Source organism: Metabacillus sp. SLBN-84 (assembly GCF_053629595.1).
Map to the genome: position 1 here is coordinate 947,634 of NZ_JBRJIP010000001.1, position 24,889 is coordinate 972,522.

General features: G+C 43.9%; 22 protein-coding genes. 14 read left to right on the forward strand and 8 right to left on the reverse strand.

Annotation, left to right across the window (positions count from 1 at the left end; all coding sequences use genetic code 11):
• Nucleotides 1-112 precede the first annotated feature (112 nt).
• The 4 genes from RKD52_RS04610 (at nucleotide 113) to RKD52_RS04625 (ending at nucleotide 5,667) form a co-directional block, all read left to right on the forward strand.
• Complete coding sequence (locus RKD52_RS04610) at nucleotides 113-3,361, forward strand: efflux RND transporter permease subunit (protein ID WP_454098845.1); 3,249 nt, start codon at nucleotides 113-115, stop codon at nucleotides 3,359-3,361.
• 170 nt (nucleotides 3,362-3,531) lie between these two features.
• Nucleotides 3,532-4,218 (forward strand): MgtC/SapB family protein, encoded by a 687-nt coding sequence (locus RKD52_RS04615; RefSeq protein WP_454101141.1) that lies wholly within the window; start codon nucleotides 3,532-3,534, stop codon nucleotides 4,216-4,218.
• 75 nt (nucleotides 4,219-4,293) lie between these two features.
• Nucleotides 4,294-5,283 carry a Gfo/Idh/MocA family protein gene (locus RKD52_RS04620; protein ID WP_454098846.1) on the forward strand — a complete coding sequence of 330 codons (990 nt, stop codon included), beginning with the start codon at nucleotides 4,294-4,296 and terminating at the stop codon, nucleotides 5,281-5,283.
• An 18-nt stretch (nucleotides 5,284-5,301) separates the two neighbouring features.
• Nucleotides 5,302-5,667, forward strand: a complete 366-nt coding sequence (locus tag RKD52_RS04625; protein WP_369734137.1) for a winged helix-turn-helix transcriptional regulator — start codon at nucleotides 5,302-5,304, stop codon at nucleotides 5,665-5,667.
• Between the two features lie 260 nt (nucleotides 5,668-5,927).
• Here the strand turns inward: RKD52_RS04625 and RKD52_RS04630 are convergent, their stop codons facing one another.
• Complete coding sequence (locus tag RKD52_RS04630; RefSeq protein WP_454098847.1) at nucleotides 5,928-6,818, reverse strand: exonuclease domain-containing protein; 891 nt, start codon at nucleotides 6,816-6,818, stop codon at nucleotides 5,928-5,930.
• A gap of 106 nt (nucleotides 6,819-6,924) precedes the next feature.
• On the reverse strand, nucleotides 6,925-7,752 hold the full coding sequence (locus RKD52_RS04635) for an STAS domain-containing protein (protein ID WP_454098848.1): 828 nt from the start codon (nucleotides 7,750-7,752) through the stop codon (nucleotides 6,925-6,927).
• Between the two features lie 153 nt (nucleotides 7,753-7,905).
• Here RKD52_RS04635 and RKD52_RS04640 point away from each other — a divergent pair, with 153 nt between their 5' ends.
• Nucleotides 7,906-8,448 (forward strand): CBO0543 family protein, encoded by a 543-nt coding sequence (locus RKD52_RS04640; RefSeq protein WP_454098849.1) that lies wholly within the window; start codon nucleotides 7,906-7,908, stop codon nucleotides 8,446-8,448.
• Complete coding sequence (locus RKD52_RS04645; RefSeq protein ID WP_454098850.1) at nucleotides 8,441-8,911, forward strand: CBO0543 family protein; 471 nt, start codon at nucleotides 8,441-8,443, stop codon at nucleotides 8,909-8,911. The genes RKD52_RS04640 and RKD52_RS04645 overlap by 8 nt, the downstream gene beginning before the upstream one ends.
• Before the next feature lie 128 nt (nucleotides 8,912-9,039).
• Here the strand turns inward: RKD52_RS04645 and RKD52_RS04650 are convergent, their stop codons facing one another.
• Nucleotides 9,040-9,432: a hypothetical protein gene (locus tag RKD52_RS04650; protein WP_454098851.1), complete on the reverse strand. Its 393-nt coding sequence runs from the start codon at nucleotides 9,430-9,432 to the stop codon at nucleotides 9,040-9,042.
• A gap of 262 nt (nucleotides 9,433-9,694) precedes the next feature.
• On the opposite strand from RKD52_RS04650, the gene RKD52_RS04655 reads away from it, so the two are divergent.
• A complete protein-coding gene (locus tag RKD52_RS04655) occupies nucleotides 9,695-9,913 on the forward strand; it encodes a Rok-like winged helix domain-containing protein (protein WP_029283913.1) in 219 nt (72 codons plus the stop codon).
• A 307-nt stretch (nucleotides 9,914-10,220) separates the two neighbouring features.
• Here the strand turns inward: RKD52_RS04655 and RKD52_RS04660 are convergent, their stop codons facing one another.
• The gene (locus tag RKD52_RS04660) at nucleotides 10,221-11,633 is read right to left on the reverse strand and encodes a TerD family protein (protein WP_454098852.1); all 1,413 of its coding nucleotides are present in this window, start codon (nucleotides 11,631-11,633) and stop codon (nucleotides 10,221-10,223) included.
• A gap of 178 nt (nucleotides 11,634-11,811) precedes the next feature.
• A complete protein-coding gene (locus RKD52_RS04665) occupies nucleotides 11,812-12,720 on the reverse strand; it encodes an NAD(P)/FAD-dependent oxidoreductase (protein ID WP_454098853.1) in 909 nt (302 codons plus the stop codon).
• A gap of 341 nt (nucleotides 12,721-13,061) precedes the next feature.
• On the opposite strand from RKD52_RS04665, the gene RKD52_RS04670 reads away from it, so the two are divergent.
• Entirely contained in the window at nucleotides 13,062-14,180 is a 1,119-nt protein-coding gene (locus tag RKD52_RS04670; RefSeq protein ID WP_454098854.1) for an acyltransferase, read from the forward strand.
• A gap of 203 nt (nucleotides 14,181-14,383) precedes the next feature.
• Here RKD52_RS04670 and RKD52_RS04675 read toward each other — a convergent pair whose 3' ends face one another.
• Nucleotides 14,384-15,415, reverse strand: coding sequence for an FUSC family protein (locus RKD52_RS04675; RefSeq protein ID WP_454098855.1), 1,032 nt, complete (start codon nucleotides 15,413-15,415; stop codon nucleotides 14,384-14,386).
• 239 nt (nucleotides 15,416-15,654) lie between these two features.
• Between RKD52_RS04675 and RKD52_RS04680 the strand changes: the two genes are divergently transcribed.
• The 3 genes from RKD52_RS04680 to RKD52_RS04690 all read left to right on the forward strand — a co-directional run bounded on the left by RKD52_RS04680 (nucleotide 15,655) and on the right by RKD52_RS04690 (nucleotide 19,380).
• The gene (locus RKD52_RS04680; protein ID WP_454098856.1) at nucleotides 15,655-16,536 is read left to right on the forward strand and encodes a sulfite exporter TauE/SafE family protein; all 882 of its coding nucleotides are present in this window, start codon (nucleotides 15,655-15,657) and stop codon (nucleotides 16,534-16,536) included.
• Nucleotides 16,537-17,022: 486 nt separating this feature from the next.
• Nucleotides 17,023-17,793 (forward strand): LysM peptidoglycan-binding domain-containing protein, encoded by a 771-nt coding sequence (locus RKD52_RS04685; protein WP_454098857.1) that lies wholly within the window; start codon nucleotides 17,023-17,025, stop codon nucleotides 17,791-17,793.
• A gap of 144 nt (nucleotides 17,794-17,937) precedes the next feature.
• Complete coding sequence (locus RKD52_RS04690; protein WP_454098858.1) at nucleotides 17,938-19,380, forward strand: DEAD/DEAH box helicase; 1,443 nt, start codon at nucleotides 17,938-17,940, stop codon at nucleotides 19,378-19,380.
• 168 nt (nucleotides 19,381-19,548) lie between these two features.
• Here RKD52_RS04690 and RKD52_RS04695 read toward each other — a convergent pair whose 3' ends face one another.
• A complete protein-coding gene (locus tag RKD52_RS04695; RefSeq protein ID WP_454098859.1) occupies nucleotides 19,549-19,746 on the reverse strand; it encodes a hypothetical protein in 198 nt (65 codons plus the stop codon).
• A 135-nt stretch (nucleotides 19,747-19,881) separates the two neighbouring features.
• Here RKD52_RS04695 and RKD52_RS04700 point away from each other — a divergent pair, with 135 nt between their 5' ends.
• Nucleotides 19,882-20,835 carry a TRM11 family SAM-dependent methyltransferase gene (locus RKD52_RS04700; RefSeq protein ID WP_454098860.1) on the forward strand — a complete coding sequence of 318 codons (954 nt, stop codon included), beginning with the start codon at nucleotides 19,882-19,884 and terminating at the stop codon, nucleotides 20,833-20,835.
• Between the two features lie 56 nt (nucleotides 20,836-20,891).
• On the forward strand, nucleotides 20,892-21,731 hold the full coding sequence (locus RKD52_RS04705; protein ID WP_454098861.1) for an MBL fold metallo-hydrolase: 840 nt from the start codon (nucleotides 20,892-20,894) through the stop codon (nucleotides 21,729-21,731).
• A gap of 60 nt (nucleotides 21,732-21,791) precedes the next feature.
• Here the strand turns inward: RKD52_RS04705 and RKD52_RS04710 are convergent, their stop codons facing one another.
• Entirely contained in the window at nucleotides 21,792-22,109 is a 318-nt protein-coding gene (locus tag RKD52_RS04710; RefSeq protein ID WP_454098862.1) for a hypothetical protein, read from the reverse strand.
• A gap of 283 nt (nucleotides 22,110-22,392) precedes the next feature.
• Between RKD52_RS04710 and RKD52_RS04715 the strand changes: the two genes are divergently transcribed.
• Nucleotides 22,393-24,786: an immune inhibitor A domain-containing protein gene (locus tag RKD52_RS04715; protein WP_454098863.1), complete on the forward strand. Its 2,394-nt coding sequence runs from the start codon at nucleotides 22,393-22,395 to the stop codon at nucleotides 24,784-24,786.
• The last annotated feature ends 103 nt before the right edge of the window (nucleotides 24,787-24,889 follow it).

A 24,889-nucleotide genomic window follows, 5' to 3' on the forward strand; every position in this document is an offset into this window, starting at 1 on the left:
GCGGAATGGCTGAACCGCAAACGGGAATCTTAAGCAAATTTCCTGTTTGTCTCCTGGAACTTGGCTAGTAATTGCGCTTTTCTTAAAAAAAATTTCACCTGCGGAGGATCACATGAATTCCATTATTAATTTTGTCCTTAAGAACAAATTTGCTGTATGGCTGCTGACGATTATTGTGACAGCGGCGGGGCTCTATTCGGGCTTGAACATGAAGCTTGAGACCATTCCGAATATCACAACCCCTATCGTGACAGTTACTACGGTTTACCCTGGAGCTACTCCGGAAGAGGTCGCCGAAAAAGTAACCGAACCTATTGAACAGGCTGTTCAGAATCTTGGCGGGGTGAATGTAGTGAGCTCTACATCCTTCCAGAACGCCTCTTCCATTCAAATCGAATATGATTTTGAAAAAGATATGGGCGAAGCTGAAGAAGAAGTGAAAAGCACGGTAGCAGACTTGTCTTTTCCTGACGGAGTCAATGATTCGGATATTTCAAGACTGAGCATTAACGCTTTTCCTATTTTAGCATTAAGCATTTCAGAGGACGGTCAGTCTCTCAGTGAATTAACCAAACTTACAGAGGATGACATCGTTCCGGCATTAAAAGGCCTTGATGGAGTTTCTTCCGTTCAGGTATCCGGCCAGCAGGTAGAAGAGGTACAGTTTACGTTTAAAGAAGATAAACTTGAAGAATACGGCTTGGATCAGGAGACGGTACAGAATATCATCAAGGGCGCAGATGTAAACTTCCCTCTTGGACTTTATACGTTCGGCGAGAAAGAGCAGTCTGTTGTTGTTGATGGAAATATCTTGTCCATGGATGATCTGAAAAATCTTGAAATTCCTGTTGTGCCTAATGGAGCAGGATCGGGCATGGAGCAGGGAACACCTGGTGCTGGACAGAATCCAGGCGCGCAGCCTGGAGGAGCGGAAGGAGCTCCCGGTGCCGGACAGAATCCAGGTGCGCAGCCTGGAGGAACAGAAGGAGCGCCTCCTGCAGGACAGACGCAGACAGCTCCCGGAGCACAGGCCCCTCAGGCAGCAGAGCTTCCGACAGTAAAACTGTCAGAGATTGCAGATATCAAGTCCGTCGGGCAGGCTGAATCCATTTCACGCACAAACGGCAAGGAAGCAATCGGTCTGCAGGTTGTAAAATCTGCCGATGCGAATACAGTTGATGTTGCAAATGCTGTAAAAAAAGAGCTTGATGCTTACGAAAAAGAATACAAAAACCTTGATGTGCAGATGACGCTGGACCAGGCAGAGCCTATTGAAGAATCTGTAAGCACGATGCTGAGCAAAGCGGCCTTTGGCGCGTTGTTTGCCATCATTATCATTCTTTTGTTCCTGAGGGATATTAAATCAACACTCATTTCAGTTGTATCCATTCCTCTTTCATTATTGATTGCGGTCCTTTTACTGAAGCAAATGGACATTACCTTAAACATTATGACTCTTGGAGCAATGACGGTTGCCATCGGACGTGTCGTCGATGACTCCATTGTAGTCATTGAAAACATTTACCGCAGAATGTCACTTCAGGGCGAAAAGCTTAGAGGCATGGCGCTGGTAAGAGAAGCAACCAAAGAAATGTTTGTGCCGATCATGTCATCGACAATCGTAACAATTGCGGTCTTCCTTCCGCTTGCACTTGTCAATGGAGTGATTGGAGAATTGTTCCTTCCATTTGCATTAACAATCGTTTTTGCGCTGCTCGCATCTCTTGTTGTAGCAGTCACAATCGTCCCGATGCTTGCACACAGTTTCTTTAAGAAAGGCCTTTACGGAGAAACGGCTAAAAAGCATGATGAGCATAAGCCGGGAAAAATGACAGCTGCCTACAGAAATATTTTGAACTGGACGCTGAATCATAAATGGATCACATCCATACTTGCTGTTCTGCTGCTTGTCGGAAGCTTGTTCCTTGTACCTGTCATCGGTGTCAGCTTCCTGCCTTCTGAAGAACAGAAGCTCGTATATGCGACGTATAAGCCAGCCCCTGGTGAAACAGAAGAGCAGGTAGAAGAACTTGTTACAAAAGCCGAAAGCATGCTATTAGACCGCGAGAATGTCTCGCTTGTCCAATTCTCTCTGGGAAGCGAAAACCCGATGAATCCGGGAGACACAAACAGTGCAATCTTCTTTATAGAATATGAAGATGACACAGAAAACTTTGAAAAAGAGAAAGAAAAAGTCATTGAGGACCTTCAGGCAGATACTGATCAGGGCGAATGGGCTGCACAGGACTTTACCCAAAGTGCAGGAAGCAATGAAGTTCAGTTTTTTGTGTACGGCAACGAACTGAAAGACATTGAGCCGACTGTCGGAGAAATTGAAAAAGTCATGAATGACAACGGAAGCTTCAAAAATGTGAGCTCAAGCCTTGCTGAGACATACGATGAATTTACACTTGTCGCAAACCAGGAGGAATTGAGCAAGCTTGGTTTGACTGCTGGACAAATCGGCATGGAACTGATGCCGCAGCGAGAACGTCCAGTGCTTACACAGGTTGAAAGAGACGGAGAAGAAGTCAGCGTCTACCTTCAGACAGAAAAAGAAACATTTGATAATGTGGACGATCTGACTGAAAAAACAATCACGTCCCCGCTTGGCCAGGAAGTGAAAATCGGAGATGTTGTATCAGTTGAAGAGGGGAAAACCTCTGATACAGTGACACGCCGCGACGGTCGAATTTACGTTCAGGTTTCCGGAGAACTGACAACAGATGATGTGGCCAAAGCATCCGGTGAGGTTCAGAAGGAAGTGGATAAACTCTCATTGCCTTCAGGAGTCGATATTGATACAGGCGGGGTAACAGAAGATATTCAGGAATCCTTTACTCAGCTTGGACTGGCGATGCTTGCAGCTGTTGCCATTGTTTATCTTGTGCTTGTCATTACGTTTGGAGGAGGACTTGCACCGTTCGCAATCCTGTTCTCTCTTCCGTTTACAGTAATCGGAGCTCTTGTTGGACTTTGGATTGCGGGAGAAACGATCAGCATCAACTCCATGATTGGAGCGCTTATGCTGATTGGAATTGTTGTCACGAACGCAATTGTGCTGATTGACCGCGTCATTCACAAAGAACACGAGGGACTTTCAACGAGAGAAGCTCTGCTTGAAGCAGGAACAACGCGTCTGCGCCCGATTCTGATGACCGCCATCGCTACAATCGGAGCGCTCATCCCTCTTGCCATCGGCATTGAAGGCGGAAGCGGCATTATCTCCAAAGGACTTGGAGTAACGGTCATCGGCGGACTGACAAGTTCAACGCTTCTTACTCTCATCATCGTGCCGATCGTTTATGAAATCATGAGCAAATTTAAACGCAAAAAAACAGCAATCGCTGAAGAAGAATAAGCGGTACGCAAGGCACCCTGCGATGCAGGGTGTCTTTTTGCCGTGCATCAGGAGAATGCAGGGTCTTATTTGCAAAATCACATATATTCACATGCCTGCGAATGGTATAATGTTTCAAACATCAAATGAGTACACTATAAAAAGAGAAAGGGGGAACAGAGTTGGAGGATATCATCGTTCATCAGCATACGATTCTTAAGTTGTTTTTATCTTTGCTTGTCGGAATTATCATCGGGCTTGAGCGCGAGATTAAGAAAAAGCCTCTCGGACTTAAGACCACCATTATTATCGCAGTGAGCTCGTGTCTATTGACCGTTATTTCAATAGAGGCAGCCTATACCTTTTCAAATGATTACAACCGGCCGATGGACCCGCTGAGACTTGCTGCTCAAATTGTATCAGGAGTAGGTTTTCTTGGTGCAGGTGCAATCCTCCGGAGAAGCAATGATGTCATCAGCGGCCTGACAACAGCAGCGATGATCTGGGGAGCTGCAGGACTTGGTATTGCCATTGGTGCAGGCTTTTATCAGGAGGCTTTGATTGCCCTTGTTTTCATGATCGGATCAATTGAAATCATTGCGCCGCTTGTAAAAAAAATCGGACCCCGCACGCTCCGTCTTAAAGAACTAAAAGTAAAATTGACGGTTCCAGTAAACGTGAGTATATCTGACGTGCTGAAAATTCTCCGTGATTACGATATGAAAATCAAATATGTCAAAATCAAGGATGTTGTTGACCGGGAAATGAGAACTGTTGACTTAATCCTGCTGATAAAAAATGACCGCTATACGTCTGATGTGTACGAAGATATAAAAAACGTTCACGGCATTGAATCTGTAGAGGTTGAACTAATTTAAGCAAGCGTCACTTGAGACGTTTGCCCCTGTATATGGTAAGGTATTACAGAAATTGATTTTTGGGAGGAACTACTGTTGATACGCTTTGGAATTATTGGAACCAACTGGATTACAGACCGCCTGCTTCAGGCCGCTATGCAGGTTGAAGATTTTTCGCTTACAGCCGTCTACTCAAGATCAAGCGAGAAAGCGGAAGAATTTGCTGCTAAATATAACGTGAAGACAACATTTACAGATTTAGAAAACATGGCAAAAAGCGATGAGATCGATGCCGTTTACATAGCAAGTCCAAATTCGCTGCATGCAGAGCAGGCGATTTTATTTATGAACCATAAAAAACATGTTCTCTGTGAAAAGCCGCTCGCTTCCAACACAGCAGAAGTGACAAAAATGATTGAGGCTGCAAAAGAAAACCGCGTCCTGCTCATGGAAGCAATGAAATCCACTTTCCTGCCAAACTTTAAAGCCATCCAGGAAAACCTTCATAAGATTGGTACAGTCAGAAGATACACGGCAAGCTACTGCCAGTACTCTTCAAGGTACGACGCATACCGCTCTGGAACGGTTCTGAATGCATTTAAACCCGAATTTTCAAACGGCTCTCTCATGGACATTGGTGTCTATGCACTGTATCCTTCCCTTGTCCTGTTCGGTGAGCCGGAGACAATTAAAGCAAGCGGGCTGATGCTTGATTCAGGCGTTGACGGAGAAGGAAGCATCCTTCTTCAATACAAGGACATGGACGCTGTTATGATGTACTCGAAAATTTCTGATTCCGCCCTGCCTTCCGAAATACAGGGAGAGGACGGGACGATCGTCATTGACAGAATCAGTACAATCGGAAAAGTGGAAATACACTACCGCGACGGCAGAATCGAAGATATTACGCGACCGCAAAAAGAAGAAACGATGTACTATGAAATGAAGGAATTCATTGATCTGATTCAAAATGACCTTTATGAATCGTCTATTAACACCTATAACCGTTCCATTGCGGTGATGAACGTGATGGATGAAGCCAGAAAACAGATTGGCGTTGTTTACCCGGCTGACAAAAATAAGTGAATGCGGAGGCAGGATCAGGTGAAAGCAAAGCGGTACAACATTCCCGTAGAAGCTGCTCTTGAAGTGATTGGCGGAAAATGGAAATGCGTGATTCTCTGCCATTTAATGCGGGGTAAAAAGCGGACAGGCGAATTGAAAAAACTGATGCCCGGCATTACCCAGAAAATGCTGACTCAGCAGCTCAGGGAGCTTGAAGAGGACGGAATCGTCAAGCGGATCATCTACAATCAGGTTCCGCCAAAAGTCGAATATGAGCTTACAGAATACGGCTGGTCCGTAACCGGCGTTCTCGAATCGCTGTCTGCATGGGGACTCCAGCATATTGAAAAGGTGTATGGCGACAAGTCGGCTGTACTTGAAGAGAGCATTCTGAATGATAAGTAAAAAGAGTGGGAAATAGAAAAAGGGTGAATTTGATTCGTTCAAATTCACCCTTTTTCTATTTTCTCTTCTGTTGTCGGGTTTTTATATCTTTTTTACGGTATAATCAGCTGCCGTTGGTCAGATAGCATAAGATTCAAGCTCTTTCGTGCGGTATCATCATCGGCGGCATCAATTTAGCGTAAGAATACGCTCTTATGTTTTGTCCCACCTTTTTTTCACGATTCTGTCAGGCGGAGTCAACGTTGGGATGTGCTGTCCAATTACCGTGCAGTCTGCTTTTTCTTAACCGGTTCAATTGTCACTGATACGGTGCAGTGATGCTCTCCTTTTTCATTCACCGAGAGCTCTGATACTTCTGCCTTCATCCCCAAACCTTCACGAAGAGAGGCTTCTATTTGTCTGGTTTTTGCTGCGCCGATAAAGCCGATATAGCGGCCTGTTTCTGTGTAGACAAGATACCGGTCTTTCCCTTCCTCTTTAAGCAGAGACAGAATGTCTTTTGCGGAAAGAGAAGGAATGTAAGTCTGGGGGCTCGTCCCGTCTGCCTGTTTTTGTTTAACGCCTGAGAGAGGGCACATAACCGTCTTTTTCACAGGCGATGCAGAGGAAAGGGCAACCTTCAAATAGGATTTCCCCTCATAATTGGAACTCATGAGCAGCTGTTTCAGCTGTCTGACATCATCAAGAGCACGGTGAGTCTGCGAAGATGCAAGCTTATGGCTGTGCAGCAGGCTGATAAGCTTCGCGCTGTAGTATCCGTATGTTTTCCAAGGGATGTTCCGAGCGGAACAGTACCACTTTTTTGAAAAAAGCTCAGGGTACATTTTGACCGTAAAGCTTTTGTCAAACGAAGCATTGTGGGCAATGATAAAATCTGCTTTTTTTATGGCCGCTTTTACTTTGTCATCATCAAACGACTTGCCTTTCACGTCTTCAAACGGAATGGAATGAATGCGGAAAGCAAATGGGTAGTTTTTTCTGGCAGAGGCAGAGAGCGGTTCTCTTAGATAAGTGCCTTCTTCCAGTGTATCTAAGTAAAGGTCCCGCTCATCATCATAAGTGAAAAGGATATAGCCAATCTCAATTATTTCATCATTAACAGGGGACAGGCCTGTCGTTTCAGTATCAAGGATCATTCCAGTAAGAATCATTCGGTTCTCCTCCTTTCCTATTAATCTATCACTTTTCGGGAGAAGGGAACAGCGTGAAGAATCTGCTTTAGCAGGTGGAGTTATGGGGCTGCAGTTTAGAAAGGGCTCATTTCTTATATAGGTATCTCAGTGCATGTTTAAGCTGTCCAAATGTAGCGAGATCTCCAAAATCAATTCCAAGCTGGATGGAAGTTTGAGCGATTTCGGGACGGATGCCCGTAATGGTTACTTGAATTCCGAGCAGCTTCAGCATCTGCATCATTTTAAAAAGCTGTCCGGCAACCATCGTGTCAATGACCAAAACGCCGGAGAGGTCGATCACAATGTGGCTCAGGTTAAGCTGTTCCGCTTTTGAGATGGCACTTTCTGTAATCATTGCTGCGCGGTGCATGTCAAGATCACCGACAATCGGCAAAACCCCAATTTCATCTGAGATTGGAATAACGGGCGTTGTCTGCTTGTAAATCATGGTTTTATGGGCTTCCATTCTTGCGTCTGATACTTGATGATAATAGCGGGTAAAGAGTTCAATGGCGTGATCAAAGGCTGAGTGTACTTGTTTGCTGAAAAACAGAAGGTCATGGATGGTAAATTCATCTTCATGGCTTAAGATATAGGCTTCGGCCGTTTCCAGAAAAATCAGCCTGAAGCGCCTGAATTGCTGAATGGTACGGTATAGAGGAGTTTCTGAAGCGGCGCGTTTTACAGCGATTTCCTGAGCCCAGCTGCTCAGCCGGTCAGCTGCGGGGTTCTCAAGCAGATTGATAAGAGTGTGAATAAAATGCTGATTTTGATCGCGAAGATCTGCTGTGACTTTATCAGGTACATCAATGGAATAAACAGATACTGGTTCAACGGTTCTTGAACTGAGCCATTTGTCTGTCATGGATTCAGACTGCTCTCTTAAAAATTGGCACAAAGCCTTAGTCTTCATCAACTTCTCTCCCGTATCAAATAGTAAATACCCTTTGTATCCTCACTTTATCATAAAAAATTTCAACATCCTATTGTATTCTCACATAATTGGCAAAAGATGAACCAATAGTAATAAAACAGGAGAAATGTCAGAATCCTCCTGAAATGACAGATGGTTAAAGAAGATTCAACAAAAACAGAAATGGACAGGGCCGCTATGATACATGAGAGATGGATTATTGCCGGAGCCATTGTGCTCAGCATCCTATTAATAGGAAAGTTTGTACCGAAAGAGAGGGCAAGGGAAGCATGGGTTCCGTTTCTATCCCTTGGCTCCATTACGTGGATTGCAGGCCTTTTTGTTGTTGAAATGGGCTGGATCCATTACCCGGTGCAGCTTTTCAGCATTGAAAACAAAGTGAACGAATCAAGCTTTACATTTGAGTTTTTCCTATTTCCCGTGCTGGCCATTCTTTTCAGCATCCATTATCCATCACGGAAAAGCCTGATTGTAAAATGGGTGTACGCTATTGTCTTTTCCGGGGTATTTACCGTTGCAGAAGTCATATTGGAAGCCTATACGAACCTAGTCAAATATGACGAATGGAAATGGCACTGGACTTTTTTTTCCGTCATGCTAGTCCTAATGGTTAACCATCAGTACGTAAAATGGTACAAAAAGGGAATGGTTTCAAAAGGTGACAGCCATGCGTGAAATTATTGTCCTTGCTGCTCTTTGGGGAGCTGCAATAGTGTATCTGCTGCTGAAGGTTCCAAAAGAAAAACGGAGAGAGGCTCAAGTGATCTTCCTGTTTGCACAGTCTGTGGGCTGGCTGTATGTGTACATACAAACCCTGTCAGGCAGAATGGTTTTTCCGTTCAGGGAGTTTCCGGATGCGACAAAGATGAGCTTGACCCTGTACTACTTATTTTATCCTGCCATTGCCGTTTGGTTTAACCTGAACTATCCGGAACAAAAAAGGCTTCTGCTGAAAGCAGCTTATTTCATTGCCAGTGCATTCGGCATCCAGCTCATGGCCTGGCTTATTGCAGAGTATACAGATTTAATGGAGTACAGGAAGTATCATTGGTTCCTGACCTTCTTCATTAACCTTTCCATCATCATCATTATCCGCATATTCCATGTCTGGTTCCGAAAGGGCCTGACAAAGAAGTAGTGCTTTGCTCAGGCAGGACCGGCATAGATGCGGCTTTTTCTTTCAGTTTGTCAAACTCCGTGTGGTTCTCTTTGTGAGCATTCGGATAAATCTCCATACAAAAAGAGCCCTCATTAGAGAGCTCCTGATTATACGTCTATATCTTCTTTACTGGTTATTTTTCTGAAAAGACTTCTAATCACCAACACAACAAGGATCAGCGCTATATAAACTAAAAATAGTGCGACAAAGCCCCACAGTCCGACAATGGCATCAATAAATTCCATGTTCCCGCGTCTTGTAAGAGCCTGCTGAATTTCTATGCCAAAAACAAGAACGAACATAAACGTCATAGTGTATAGAAAGGAAAGAGCTGTTATTCCAAAAGGAAGCTTTGACAGCCATTTCGAAAGAAGGTAGACAAAGAGAAACACAGCCATTCCAATGAAGCCCATAATCCAGAAGTGAAGGTCTTTGTCCGTCACATTTAATCCAAACGTCTGATAGGCCATTGAATTGATAAGGTCGTGTATATTATTCACAGCTTCTGCCATGAGAAGAATAAATTCTTTCAGAATCTGTCACCCATTTCTGTTTGTGATGAACCTATTATACCTGATTCTGTCAAATCTGTTCATAGCATTAGCTTATTAATTTTTTCCATAAAGGGCTGCCTTCAGAAAATATAGGAGTATAGTAAATAATCCATTTGACGCTTTAGTGGTTTAAAACGTTGTAGATTTAAGGCGCCATTCAAAGTAAAATAGATGAAATAGCACTATTATCAGAAGGGAATGGAGAACTGTGAGATATACGAAAAAAGAGTCAAATGAATTGATTGCGGCTGCTTTTCATCTGCTCAGGGCCAGGAAAGTGGCCACTCCCAAACAAATTGCAGACGATCTGGAAGCGCAGACCGGGAAACGGGTATCGTCTCCATCCGCATTCATGGTAAAGGTAATTGAACGGTATCCTTCAGTCGTAAAACCAAGAAGGGGAGTATATATGGTAAGGGAAGGATAAAATTTTTTTCTTTTTCTTTTATTTTACAATAGAAAAATCAGAAAGACTTCTAGTTTGTGAGATTATGTGACGAAGTTTTCAGCGTGAAAAAATGCCCGCGGGACAGATTCCCGCAGGCATTTTTTAATTGTTAAGGATATTAATAATGATATTCAGGGATTGAATAGCTTAACAAAGTTATCCGCGTCCAGCTCCAGCGCCTAGATCCTCTGACAGAACAAATCCGACAAAAAAGGCGGGACCCGGACTTTTCCGCCGGATTCTTATCTGCCTATCGGATCTGAACAAGGCGCTTACGCTTTTGTTCCTAAGCCAAAAACTCGTTCGGATTCAGTCCAAGCTCATAGCAGATATCTGCAACAGCTTTTTGTTCATTCTGATCAAAATGGCCGTCCGCATAACCGATGGCGATGCAATAGCGGGCAACAAGCCTCGCAATTTCCGGTTTCGTGCGCACTCTTCCAAGTGCTTTAAAGGCTTCAGCACGCCCGATGATCGGATCTCTTTCCATTTTTTGAACATATAGGTTAAATTGCTGAATGACTTTATTTGTGTCAAAAACACGAAGCTCTTCACTTTGATTCACAAACTCAATCATTTTTTGGCGCTCAGCCTGATCAAGGCGGCCATCTGCCGTGCCTACAAGTGCACAGGCGGCAACAACGGCTTCAAGGACGTCCTGACTCTTATATTTCTGGAAAAGCTCCATAGCCTTGTTCTTTTGCTGATTAGCCCATTCGGCGTAATCCGTCTGATTTGGAGACCAGGAATTGCCGCAGCTGTTGCACGTGAACTTTAACTTGTTTTTTCCGATAAATCCTCCAAGCAGCCCTACAGGTCCAAGAATCAAACCGCCTACAGCAGCTTTTCCAAGACCGAAGCCCTTTTCGCCTGTGCGTACGTTCGTTGAGCTGCAGCGTGTACAGCTGATCGTTTCCCCGCCGTATGTCTGAGATCCTTGACTATATGTCTGCTGCGGCTGGCTGTAGCTTTGCTGAGAATAGGCCGGAGGAGACTGAGTGTACGATGGCGCGGACTGCTGAGAATAGGCAGTCTGCTGAGGCTGATGCGTATTCTGCTGGGAATAGCTTGGCTGCTGCGGCTGAAATCCGCTTGAATGAATTCCCGCTGCCGGTGCCGGTTCGTCATCCACCGTTACTCCGAAGTTGCGGCACAAGGCTGCAAGGCCGCCCTGAAATCCGCTTGCAATTGCATTAAATTTCCACTCACCGTTGTGGCGGTAGAGCTCAGCTGCAACAATCGCGGTTTCGACAGTAAAATCTCTTCCAAGATTAAACCTGATCAGCTCATCATTGTTAAGCGGATTGAAAATGCGGACATAGGCATTTTCAACCTGTCCGAAGTTCTGCTGCTTTGCCTGTGCATCATGAATCGTAATTGTAAACGCAATCCGGTGAATATGCTGAGGGACAGCGCTTAAATTAATCTGAATCTGCTCATCATCCTGATGCCCTGCACCTGTCCTGTTATCTCCGGTGTACAGAATCGAACCGTTTCCGCCTGACGGATTGTTGTAAAAAACGAAATCCTGATCGCTGCCTACCTTGCCGGATTGACCGACCAGGAATGCTGATGCATCAAGGTCGTAGGAAGCCCCGTGCCTGCTTACATCCCATCCAAGTCCGACAATTACGTTCTGAAGGCCGGGATTTGATTTCGTTAAATCCACTTTTTGACCTTTACTGAGCGTCACACCCATACGTCCATCCACTCCTTAAATTAAATAGCTTTTTGTAAAGTTGCTTAAATTATGTAAAATTAGTAAAAAATCACTCTCTTTAAATACTAAGTCTTTTAAACTATTTTTTCAATGATAAGGTGCGATTTCAAGACCCCATAATAACACGGGCAAAACAAAAGAGAACAGCAGCCCGCTGCTATTCTCCGTCCATCAGGCTCTTATGAATCCAGACAGCAGCCTGACATCCTTCTCCCATTGCAATGGTCACCTGCTCAGAATGCACGCCTGCATCTCCTGCAGCCCATACATGTTTTACACTTGTTTCCTTTGTCCGGGGATTTGTCAGGACATGCTTGTTTTCAAGCCGTTCAGCACCAAGCATTGCTGCAAGCCCGGTATGGACAGTGTTCCCTCCGAAAGCAAGAAAGCCGCGGTCACCCTCAAGCAGCGTCCCGTCTGCAAAACGAATTCCTTTAAACACAGATCCGTTTTCTGTTAAAACTTCATCAGCTTTCTTATCCACGCTTATAATTCCTTTGTGTTTAAGCTTCAAAATCAGGTCTTCAGGAATTGATTGCTGTTCATGATTGACATACACAATAGAATCGGTCCAATAAGAAAGGGTAAGCGCCATGTTTGCACCCGCAGCTCCCGCGCCGAGCACAATGGTTTTTTTATCCCTGACCTCATAGCCGTCACAATCGGGACACACATAGACACTGAGGCCAAGGCAGGCTTTTAGGCCAGGAAGCTCCGGCATTCTGTCAGATAGTCCAGTCGAAAGCAGCACTCTCTTTGCATAATAGACGGCTCCTGATGCCGTTTCAGCTTCAAAAGCATTTCCTGCTTTTTTAAGCCTGACTACGCGGCCGCTAAAGAAGTGCACGCCTGTTTCTTCAGCTTGTGCTTTTCCAAGCGCTCTCAGTTCTTCGCCGCTGATTCCGTCTGGCCAGCCCAGAATATTGCGGTAGCTTCTGCAAAGGGAAGAACGGCCTTCACCGGAATCAATGACAATTACATTTCTTCTGTAGCGGCCAAGCTGAATGGCTGCCTGAAGTCCAGCAATTCCTGCTCCAATAATCACACATTCGTATATATCGTTCATCAGCAACACGCCTTCGGTTATGTATAGTCTATAGGATGCTTCAATCAGAAAACCTCATTCACCGGTAAGCCTTTTTACTTATTGGTATAAAACCGGAGAAAGAAGAGAAGTAACTTTTACCAAAAAAGAGGGTCCTGCTATTCATTTTTTCAAAATTCACCATTTACAGGGAAATACGCTCAGTCCCCGTCATATTGGCTTTGCAAGGATTTACAAAATTCATGCAGGAAATGTCACGTTTTTCAATTTCATACAAAAGTACTTATTTTGACATAAATCGACACTTGTTTGTTCATACCATCTACACTAAACTTATACTTTAAGGACAAGGAGGTCAGGTTATGTCTGTTCAGTCATCTAATGCTAGTAAGCAAAAAAACAGAAATTACCTATTTGAAATTTCATTTTTAAGAGCTTTTGCCTGTATGGCTGTTGTTGGCGTTCACGTTACGGCCACTCATTATTACGCAAATGCTCAAACATGGCATTGGTTTACGTATTTTATTAATCAGGTTGGAAGATTTGGAACAACCATTTTCGCTGTGCTCAGCGGCTTTCTCCTTTTTTACCAAGTGAGAAAAAGGGGATTTGATACAAAGAAATTCATTACTTCGCGCTTTTCAAAAATCCTGATTCCGTTTATCATCTGGAGCTTGGTTTACCGTTATCTGGTCTATCATTATGACGGGCTTGAATTTCAGGGGTTTGAAGCAGAACTTCAGAAATTCCTGCTTGGAAATTCGTTTTATCATTTGTATTTTATCGCCATCGTTGTTCAATTTTATTTTATCTTTCCGTTCCTTCAAAAAATTGTCAGATCTAAAATAGCTATGATTGTTTTTGCACTTTTAACTTTGGTGATCAGCTATAATTTATTCGGTTTTAATCCAGGCGTTGAGGGAGCTCTCGGTGCGTTTCTTGCCAGCAAGACCTTTATGCCGATCTGGATTTTTTACTTTGCTTTTGGAGGAGTCCTTGCCTATTTCTGGGACGAGATTACAGGTTTTGTGACGAAGCGTCCATGGCAGATGTTTGCACTCGCGCTTGTTGTTTCTGCCGGAGCAGTTGTGGAGTATCGTATCACTGGACAGGTTTCCAACAGAAGACTTACAAACCTGATCAACATTCCGCTGATTTGTATTGCTACCATTGGAATGTACCCGCTTCTTACAAAACTGACAGTCATTAAAAAGCCGCTGATGATCATTGGCCAGTATTCAATGGGCATTTATCTCATTCATCCGATGACGTTATATCTTATGGTTGAATACCTGCCAAACAGCGTTTGGACAGTCGGCAACATTCCGCTGCTGTTCCTTGCTGTCATGGTCATTGGAGTGGCATTTATCAGGCTGCTGCAGTTTATTCCATTAAGCGGCTATGTTATTCCCGTACCGAAAATCAAAAAAGCAAGACCTGCTCAAGATGCATCTGCAGAAAGGCAGCTGCGCTCAGCATAAAAGTCCAGCCGTTTGGCTGGACTTTTTTTGTTTAGGAAATTATAAGAGTAAAAGGCTGTGGATAACATAACAAAGTTATCCTCGGCAAGCGTAAGCGCCTGAATCCTCTGTCAGAACAAATCCGTCAAAAAAGGCGGGACCCGGACTTTTCCGCCGGATTCTTATCTGCCTATCGGAGCGGGCCTTGGCGCTTGCGCTTTTGTTCATGCACCTTCTGCTTTTTTTGCGTAACTTCCAACCAGCTGATCCAGCCGCTGCAATTGGAAGGCATATTCATAGACAGCGGATGCTACGACATTCAGTCTCTGATTTTCAATTTTTCCAGAGTCTCTTTCCATCATTTGAATGAGAAAAACCCTTGTTCCTCTTGTCACCCGGTCATCTTCAAACCGGTCCTTGAGTTTAATTTTCCCTTCATATTTGAGCAGCAAATACTCATGCCATTTCGTCAGCTGCTCAATTTGATCATCAAACAACTGATCCTCTGCCAGTGTGGTTCTGCTCTGAAAGTAATGCTCTTCGATGACTTTCAGTACATCGGCAGCCTGCTGAATGGTTTTGAGCATCTGTTTAAACACGACAATTTCTCTTACATTCAGCGGATTGATCTTTGCCATCTTTTCCCGTTCTTCATCAAAAAGTTCATATAAGTCTTCAAGCTGCTGCAGGTCAGTTCTGAACTCTTTCCTTTTTTCCTGATAGTACGATTCAGTCAGCTCATCCGATACAGCAGTTCTCAATAAAAGAGACATCGTTTCAAAAACGGTCTGCACTTTTGAAAAAAAGTTCTCTTTATATTTTGGCGGAAGAATCAGGAGATTGACAATAAACGCTGAAGCAATTCCGATCAGAATGACGGTAAACCGGTTCAGCACATAAAGAAAATCCTCTTGCCCCGGTGCACTCATAATGGCCAAAACGGTTACAAGCGTCAATGAGATGGACGCTTCCATTTTCAGCTTCAGACAAATTACAATCACAGAGATGACAACGACTCCAATGACGAGAGGACTGCTGCCGAAAAAGTAAAGAGCAAACAGGGCGAGCAGCGCACCGAGTGTATTGGCCTGAATTTGTTCACGAACCTGTTTCCATGTCCTGTAGATGGAAGGCTGAATTGTAAAGATGGCGGCTACCCCGGCAAATACGGAATACTCAAGATTTGCAAGGGAGCAGATAAAAAGCGCCAGCGTGACAGATATTCCTGTTTTCAAAACGCGGGGTCCAAAAATCACTTGCTTCTTTCACTCCTCTATTCTCAGGATAAAGTAGCTTTAGTTTATCAGAAAGGCTGAACAGTAAAAATGAAAAAAATTGATCTAAAAAAATTTTCATACAATCCCTTGTAAACTCATAGGAATTATGTATAATAAAAATACAAATTGAAAATTTAAAAAAATCAGACTGATTGGATAACCAAAGGTCCTTAACACCATGTTAAGGACCTTTTTTTGTTCAGAAAGGGGAGAAAGCGATGAGAAAGCTTATTATTTTTGCATTTATTGGTTTTTTGGCACAGTTAATTGATGGTTCACTGGGGATGGCGTACGGGGTCACATCTACTACACTGCTTTTGACTTTCGGGATTGCTCCTGCTGTTGCCTCGGCATCTGTGCATTTGGCAGAAGTAGTCACAACAGCAGCATCTGGAGCTTCCCACATTAAGTTTGGAAACGTGGATAAGCAGGCCGTCTATAAGCTGATTATTCCGGGCTCAATCGGAGCATTTGCGGGAGCGTGCTTTCTAAGTAATTTGCCCGGAGATCTGGCAAAACCGTTTATTGCTGTTTTCCTGCTTGCTTTAGGGCTGTATGTCCTAGTCCGTTTCTTATTTCACTTTGAAGCAAGGGAACAAAATCAATCCCTTGCATTAACAAGAAAAAAATCAATTCCTCTTGGGCTGATTGCAGGGTTCGCTGATGCAACCGGCGGAGGCGGATGGGGACCGATTGCAACGCCAGTGCTGCTTTCGCAAAAAGGAGCCTCAGCACGCAAAGTGGTAGGGACGGTTGATACGAGTGAATTTGCCATTGCCGTATCAGCAACACTTGGATTTTTGCTTTCTCTTGGATGGGAGCAGGTCAACTGGCTGTGGGTTGGGGCATTAATGATTGGAGGGATCATCGCTGCACCGATTGCCGCCTGGCTTGTAAGGAAGCTTCCCGGCCACCTTCTTGGCGTCCTTGTAGGAGGATTCATCGTGCTGACTAACGCGAGAACGCTGCTGACAACTTGGAATACGGATGCATCGATTACACCATTTGTTTATGGATTTATCATTATCGGCTGGGCTGCTGCGGTTGCATATGCCGTGAAACGCAACAGAGGAAGATCCGAGGAAGCGGCAGTCGTCTGATAAAAAGAAAAAACCCCTTTTGGCCGAGGGGTTTTTCACGTTAGTAAGCGATAAACTGCAAGATTGAAGCAATTAGCAATGACCCTGAAATGCCAAACAGCAGATCTTGTTTTGTCATATCCAGCTTATTCAGTAATTTCCCCATTTTCATTTCCCCTTTGGTTTTTCTTCTTACATATAAGACGGATTAACGTGGCGGTTTGTTTCAAATAGAGAGAAGAAATTTTAGCGCTCATCCCTTATAAAGGGCCATACCATATGTCCTGATAAAAAGAAATTTAGTATTCGGATATGGTGAAAAACGAACTAATTTCACTTATTTTTTGCAGGAAACTAAGGAATATAGTGGGAATTTTCAGTTATTTGGTAAGGTAATTGTTATCGTGCTGTTACATTTGTAATGGATTTATTATCTCGCTGTTTTTTACAAGCCTCTTTTTTATGCTAAGATGGGAAACATCGATTGCTGAAGGAGGAGGAAAAATAATGAAAAAAACAATCTTTTCATTAGCAGCAGCTGCTGCACTAACAACGACAGCAGGATTTAGCGCACAGGCAGAAGAGGTCGTAGTGGAGAAGGGTGACACTCTTTACAGCCTATCCAAAGAACATAACGTTTCAGTGGAAGATATTAAGAGCTGGAACGGCTTATCATCAGACATAATCATGGCAGACAATACATTAAAAGTATCAGATGAGGAAGTTTACACTGTCGTTGCCGGAGACACTTTATGGAGCATCGGAGAAAAATTCGGAGCTAGTGTTGATCATATTAAAGGTAAAAACGATCTTCAAAGCGACCTGATCCAACCTGGACAGGAATTAGTGGTTTACAGTGATGCAGATAATGGCAAGCCTGCACCTGCCCCTGCAAAACCTAGCGAAAAGCCTAAGGACACAAATCCGTCTGTAAATGAGGCTTCTGCAAGCGCGGTTTCAGAAAATGATGTGAAAGAAGAGAGCGTTGCAAAAGAAATGACAGTTACAGCAACAGCTTATACCGCTTTTTGTGACGGCTGCTCAGGAACAACGGCAACCGGCGTTGATTTAAGAGCAAATCCTGACAAGAAAGTGATTGCAGTTGATCCTAATGTAATTCCGCTTGGATCAAAAGTATATGTTGAAGGCTACGGCTATGCAACAGCAGAGGACACAGGCGGAGCGATTAAAGGCGACCGCATTGATGTGTTCATTCCTACACAAGATGCAGCAGTGGCATTTGGCAAGCGCGAAGTAAATGTAAAAGTTTTAAACTGATAGATTGATAGAATACCGTGAATCTCCCAGGAGATTTACGGTATTTTTTTGCGGTCATAAATCTAATTCCGTCTAATAAAGGGTATAATGGATATTTACCCGAAGCACATGTGATAAAACAAATGAAATTGAGGTTCAGGACAAATGAAAAACGGATTTTCAGATTACAAGTTAAGCTCTGATCTACTTAAAGCTTTAGATAAATTAAGCTATAACCAGCCGACTGAAGTACAAAAGCTCGTGATTCCGGCTGCCCTGCAGCAAAAAGATCTTGTGGTTAAATCCCAGACAGGCAGCGGAAAAACAGCAGCTTTCGGCATTCCTCTGTGCGAGCTTGTTGAATGGGAAGAGAATAAGCCGCAGGCGCTTGTTTTGACACCGACAAGGGAGCTTGCGGCACAAATAAAAGAAGATCTCACAAACATTGGGAGATTCAAACGAATTAAAGCAGCGGCTATTTATGGGAAACAGCCATTTGAACGTCAGAAAATAGAATTGAAGCAAAAGACGCACATCGTTGCGGGCACACCCGGAAGAGTACTTGATCACATTGAAAAAGGTACATTTCCCCTCGAGAAATTGCGCTTTTTAATCATAGATGAAGCTGATGAGATGCTGAATATGGGGTTTATCGATCAAGTGGCGGCCATTATGGAAGAACTGCCGAAAGAGCGGATATCGATGCTCTTTTCAGCTACTCTTCCTGATGATGTTGAAAAGCTGTGCGACAAATATATGAACGATCCGGTCCAAATTGAAATAAAGGCATCTGGATTAACGACGTCTGACATTGACCATTCGCTCATCACCGTTTCAGAGGATGATAAATTTTCACTTGCAAAAGCAGTAACGGTGATCGAAAATCCTGACAGCTGCATTCTTTTTTGCAGAACGCAGGAGAGGGTGGATTTACTGGAGAGGAAGCTCAGCCGTGCTGGCTATCCTTGCGGAAAAATTCATGGCGGACTCGTTCAGGAAGATCGTTTTTCTGTTATGGATGATTTCAAAAAAGGAGCGTTCCGCTACTTAATTGCAACAGATGTTGCGGCAAGGGGAATTGACGTTGACAACGTATCCCTTGTCATCAATTACGATCTGCCGCTTGAAAAAGAAAGCTATGTACACAGAACAGGCAGAACCGGAAGAGCAGGGAAAAAAGGAAAGGCAATAACGTTTGCGGTGCCAAATGAAGAAAGAATGACAGCGGAGATTGAGGACTATATCGGATTTGCCATCCGCAGAACAGACGCCCCAACTCATGAAGAAACGGCAGATGCCAAACCGGCTTTTGATAAGAAACTTTCAGCGAAGCCCGCTATGAAAAAAGACAAAAGTGCCCAGTTGAATAAAGGCATCATGAAACTTTATTTTAACGGCGGGAAGAAAAAGAAAATCAGAGCCGTTGATTTTGTAGGGACAATCTCAAACCTTCCCGGCATCACGGCGGATGATATTGGGATCATTTCCATACAGGAAAATGTCTCATACGTAGATATTCTTAACGGGAAAGGACCGGCCGTTATAAAAGCCATGAAAACGACCACTGTTAAGGGAAAACTTCTGAAGGTACATGAAGCAAGAAAGTGAATGATCCGGGAGAAGATCATTAGAATCCGGGAAGTAACCCTCCGCGCGGATGAGTGAGAGCTGAAGGGTCATAAGGAACCGTGAAAGCTGATCCATTAGAAAAAATCCGAACTATTCAACAATCAATCAGTTCGGATTTTTTAGTTCTCTTATATGGCCCATGCTTCACTATTTTTCCTTTTCACTGACAGTATCGTCTACGATCGCAAAAAGCTGCCGGTCGAATAGGTCGTCGCTGCAGAGGAGATGCTCGTCAGCCTGATTCACAATGTCTGTCAGTTCTCCTGTATCCCCTTTTGCATTTATGATTTCAACCATTTGATATAATCCTTCGGACGTTTGATCTTGAGTGTGTTTATCTTTCATTGATCAATCACTCTCCTTTTATCGGTAGGATTCTCCTGGAAAGTCATTTTTACGCGCCGGAAGAATTGCTTTTCTTTTAGAATACAGCTATGGTTTTATAGACGCATATTTTTAACGCTAAAGGATGGGAAATGATTGCAGAATCAAAGCCGGAAACCGGCCTATATTTATACGTTTGCAAGCACAAATGAAGAGCTTGAACTATGCAAGCTTGAAATGCGGTCTTTTTTTGGCGTTCAGCCGGATGGATACTGCCTGAAAAGCAGCATATGCATTGATCCAAGCAGAAGCCCTTTTATGAAAGAGCGCATAGAGATCTTATATGAAGGAAATGAAGTAGAGGATATCGTTCAGCAGGTTGGCAAGATTGATATCGGTACGAACACTTTTAAGATCATTTTTCTGAAAATCAATGACCTGGATGAGTCAGAACAAATCAGCTATGATGAACGGCGGAAGATTGAACGCAGAGTAGGCTGGCCGTTTAAAGCAGAAGCGGATGTCCGGAATCCTGATCAGATATTTGGGATTACAGTACACGAAGGACGCTGGTATTTTGGAAACTATACAAAAGCCGAACCTGTATATCTGCACCATGTGAAAAAGCCTCGGGAGTATTCAACCGCTCTCAGTACAAGGGTTGCAAGAGCAGCGGCTAACATTGTAGTCCCGCATCCTGCCGGAGTAAAGGCAATCGACCCCTGCTGCGGAATAGGAACAGTGCTCGTTGAAGCTCTTTCAATGGGGATTGACATTGTCGGCCGTGATATCAACCCTCTTGTCGTGGATGGCTCCAGAGAAAATATTGCCCATTTTGGCTATGAGTGTGATGTGAAAGTATCTCCGATTGCAGAGGTAAATGGAGAGTATGACGCGGCCATCATCGATATGCCTTACAATCTTTATACACATGCTACCCCTGAAGAGCAGCTTGATATTATCAGGCATGCAAGACGCATTGCAGATCGTGCAGTCATTGTCACGAGTGAAACGATGGATCACATGATTATCGAAGCCGGCTTTGCCATCATCGACAGATGCACGGTCAGAAAGCAAATGTTCTCTAGACAGGTTCTTGTATGTGAATAGATTGTCAGGATCGTGAGGATACTAACTTCTTGAATGAAAATCAGGAGGTATCAGCGATGGACGATAACATGGAGAGCCCCTTTGAGCATAAGTTCATCCCGGTAACATCTGTGATGAGCGGACTTGAAATCGATGTGCTTCCCGGGGTTTACTGCTATACAAATCAGGTGGTAAACGTTGTATTTATGAGAAGCGGGGACGATTGGTATGTCATTGATGCAGGGATGCCCCACTCTGCAGACGCCATTAAAAAAGCGTTTGAAGCACATGGCGGAATGGATGCTGCTCCAAAAGCGATTCTGCTGACACATGGGCATTTTGACCATGTGGGAGGGATTGTGGAACTTGTTGAACAGTGGCAGGTGCCGGTGTATGCCCACGAACTGGAAATTCCATTTTTAACTGGCCAAAAAGATTATCCTGAACCGGACCCAAGTGCAGAAGGCGGAATGGTCGCGAAACTGTCAAAAATGTTTCCGAACGAATCCATTGATCTTAAAGACCGGGTCAAGCCGCTTGAACCAGACGGGATGATTCCGGGCCTTCCTGATTGGAAATGGGTTCATACTCCCGGCCATACACCAGGACATGTCTCATTTTTCAGGGAATCCGACAGAACGCTGATCGCAGGGGATGCGTTTGTAACCGTGAGGCAGGACTCCCTCTATAAAGTGTTTACACAAAAACAGGAAATCTCAGGTCCGCCCAGATATTTCACGACGGACTGGCAGGCAGCATGGGAGTCTGTCAGAACACTCGAATCCTTAAAGCCTTCCACAGCAATTACAGGACATGGTGTGCCTGTATCAGGAGAAGAACTGCGTGAAGGTCTTGCCCTTTTGAGCAGGGACTTTGAAAAACTGGCTATTCCCGAACATGGAAAATATCTTCATTAAAGCCGGGAAACCGTTTTTTTTCGTTAATAAAAAGCAGAAATCCGCCACAGGGATTTCTGCTTAATTTTCGTCTGTCTCACTTACCTTTTCAATCTTCTCAACAAACATCTGATAGACTCTTCGCTTTTCATCCAATTCTTTTATGTACAGTTTCAGTTCATTGAACTTTTCTTCAAACGGCTTTTGGTAAGTGGTTTTGATCGTGCTGATGATTTCGTCATTAATCGTGGATTGAATCACTTGTTTCGTAATACCGAACTTATAGGAATACAGCTGAAGTTCGCTTTTTATTTTTTCGTATTCAGCATCAATCTCATTCTTTTGCTGCAGCATATCTTCTTTCCATTTTTGCAGAGAATTTTTTACGTAGGACTCCATCGTTTCCCTCCAAGGATCGTCTATTTCAATACACTATTGAATGAAAAGACGGATTTTCTGGGGGTGGCAGATGGATTATGCTTCCTTCTTCCCTCATGCCTTCATATTAAAATAGGTCCATCTCTTCAGTTCTTTTTCCATTCGGATGATCTATTATACTAGTAAAATATTTCCGATTATAGGATAATAGACCAATTCCAAGTTTTTCATAGTATGGTATCTTTATACGTGTAGAAAAAACAGAAAATTCTACATGTTCTTACAAATTGGGAGGGGACCGCACTTGAATAACTGGAGCAAGAAACTTGGAACGTCGATTCTGGCTGCAAGCTTGACGGCAGGCCTGTTTGCACCGGCAGCTTTCGCCAAGCAGCCAGTACAGGAAAATACACAAACGGCTTTGTCTGCGCCGATTGATATGAATATCATTAATGAAGAGCGCCTGGCTAACGCTTTGAAGAAACAGGGAATCATCCCGAAAAAGGCAAGCGACAAAGAGGCTGCAGCAGCTGTGAAAAACTATATTAAAAAAAAGCAAGGTGAAAAGCCTGCTGCCGATCTGCATACAGAAGATGGTCATTCACATGCAGAATATGATCTTGATGAAAAGTCAAAAGACTTTTTAACGAAACAAAAAGAGCAGCTCACAAAGCAGCTCACTAAAGGTCATGATAAGCTGAAAAAAGGTAAAAAAGACGGCTTTGTTAACGTGAAACCTGCTAGACAAGCAAATTATGAAGGAGCAGTAAGAGAAGATAAGGTTCTGATTTTGCTTGTTGAATTTGAAGATTTTAAACACAACAATATCATCAAAGAAGAAGGCTACATGTATTCAAATGATTTCAGCAAAGAGCATTATGAAAACATGCTTTTTGGGGACAAGCCGTTTCAGCTTCTGGACGGAAAGAAAGTTCCTACCTTTAAGCAATTCTATGAAGAGCAGTCCGGCGGAAGCTACACAGTAGACGGTACGGTTTCTGAGTGGCTGACGGTTCCGGGAAAAGCTGCTGACTACGGAGACGATAATCCGGCAGGGGGACACGATAACCTTGCCCCGCTTGGACCTCGTGATCTTGTAAAAGAATCTCTTAAAGCTGCAGCCTCATCAGGTATGAATCTCGCAGACTATGATGAATTTGATTTGTATGACCTTGATGGTGACGGCAATCAAAATGAGCCGGACGGTCTTGTAGACCACTTGATGATTGTTCATGCGGGAACAGGCCAGGAAGCAGGCGGCGGAAAGCTTGAGAGCAACGCAATCTGGTCACACCGCTGGACACTTGACGGTGTATTCCCTGTACCTGGCACAGAGGCTGATGTGGATTACTGGGGCGGAAATATGGCTGCATTCGATTACACAATCCAGCCTGAAGACGGGGCAGTCGGCGTTTTTGCCCATGAATTCGGACATGATTTAGGCCTTCCTGATGAGTATGATACGCAGTATTCAGGCCAGGGTGAACCGGTTGCTTCATGGTCCATTATGAGCGGCGGAAGCTGGAACGGAGAGATTGCCGGAACAGAACCGACAAGTTTTTCTCCGCAGAATAAAGAATTCTTCCAGACGATGATGGGCGGAAACTGGGCAAACATTCACGAAATCAATTACAAGGACGTAACGGCTGAAGGAACGGCAGCTTTTATCGACCAAAGTGTAACAAAGTCAAACAATCCTGGAATTGTAAAAGTAAACCTTCCTGAAAAAGAAGTGAAAAGTACAATTCAGCCCGAATTTGGCGAAAAATATTATCACAGTACGAAAGGTGATAACGTACACACTGTAATGGAAACACCCCAATTTGATCTTACAGGCAAAACAAGTGCAGAATTCACTTTCAAAGCAAATTATGAGATTGAATACGGCTGTGCATGTGATGCTTTAACTGTAAAAGCAGAAACAGCTGACGGAAGCAAAGTTCTTGAGATCCTCGGCGGAGATGTAACTGACGGAGATGCAACTAAGGGAACAACTGGCGGAAAATGGATCGACAAGTCATACGACTTGAGCGAATTTGCAGGCAAAAAAGTGAAGCTTGTCTTTGATTATTCGACAGACGGCGGACTTGCGCCTGAAGGGTTTGCGCTGGACAACGCGGTTTTAACAGCTGACGGCGAACAGCTTTTCAGCGATGACGCAGAAGGTGCAGCGAAGTTTACACTGGACGGTTTTAAATCGTTCGACGGAACGTATCTTGCTAAACATCACTACTATCTTGAGTGGAGAAACTATGCAGGTTCTGATAAAGCTCTTGCGTTCTCACGCGGACCTAAATACAACACAGGCATGGTTGTGTGGTATGCAGATGACAGCTTCACAGACAACTGGGTAGGCGAACATCCTGGTGAAGGCTTCCTTGGAGTCGTGGATTCTCATCCGCAGCCGCTGTACGGTCTGCTTGACGGCAAACTGACTACTACTCAATCAACACGCTACCAGATTGCAGATGCAGCATTCTCATATGACAAGTCGCCTTCCTGGTACGTAGACAGCCCGACACGCGGCGAATACAGCTACAACGGACTGAAGGGTGTAACATTCTTTGATGATTCAAGACTTTACATCAATGATGTCATTCCGGATGCAGGACGAAAAGTTCCAAACTACGGCCTGAAATTCCAGGTAGTAGGAGAAGCGAAAGACAATTCCGCCGGTGCGGTTTGGATTCGTAAATAACTAATATTAATGAAGGAGCATCGTTCTTTTGAGCGGTGCTCTTTTTTATTTAACATGATAAAGTAAGGGTTTCTTCACTGTCCCTAAGGGTCAATTTACAGCA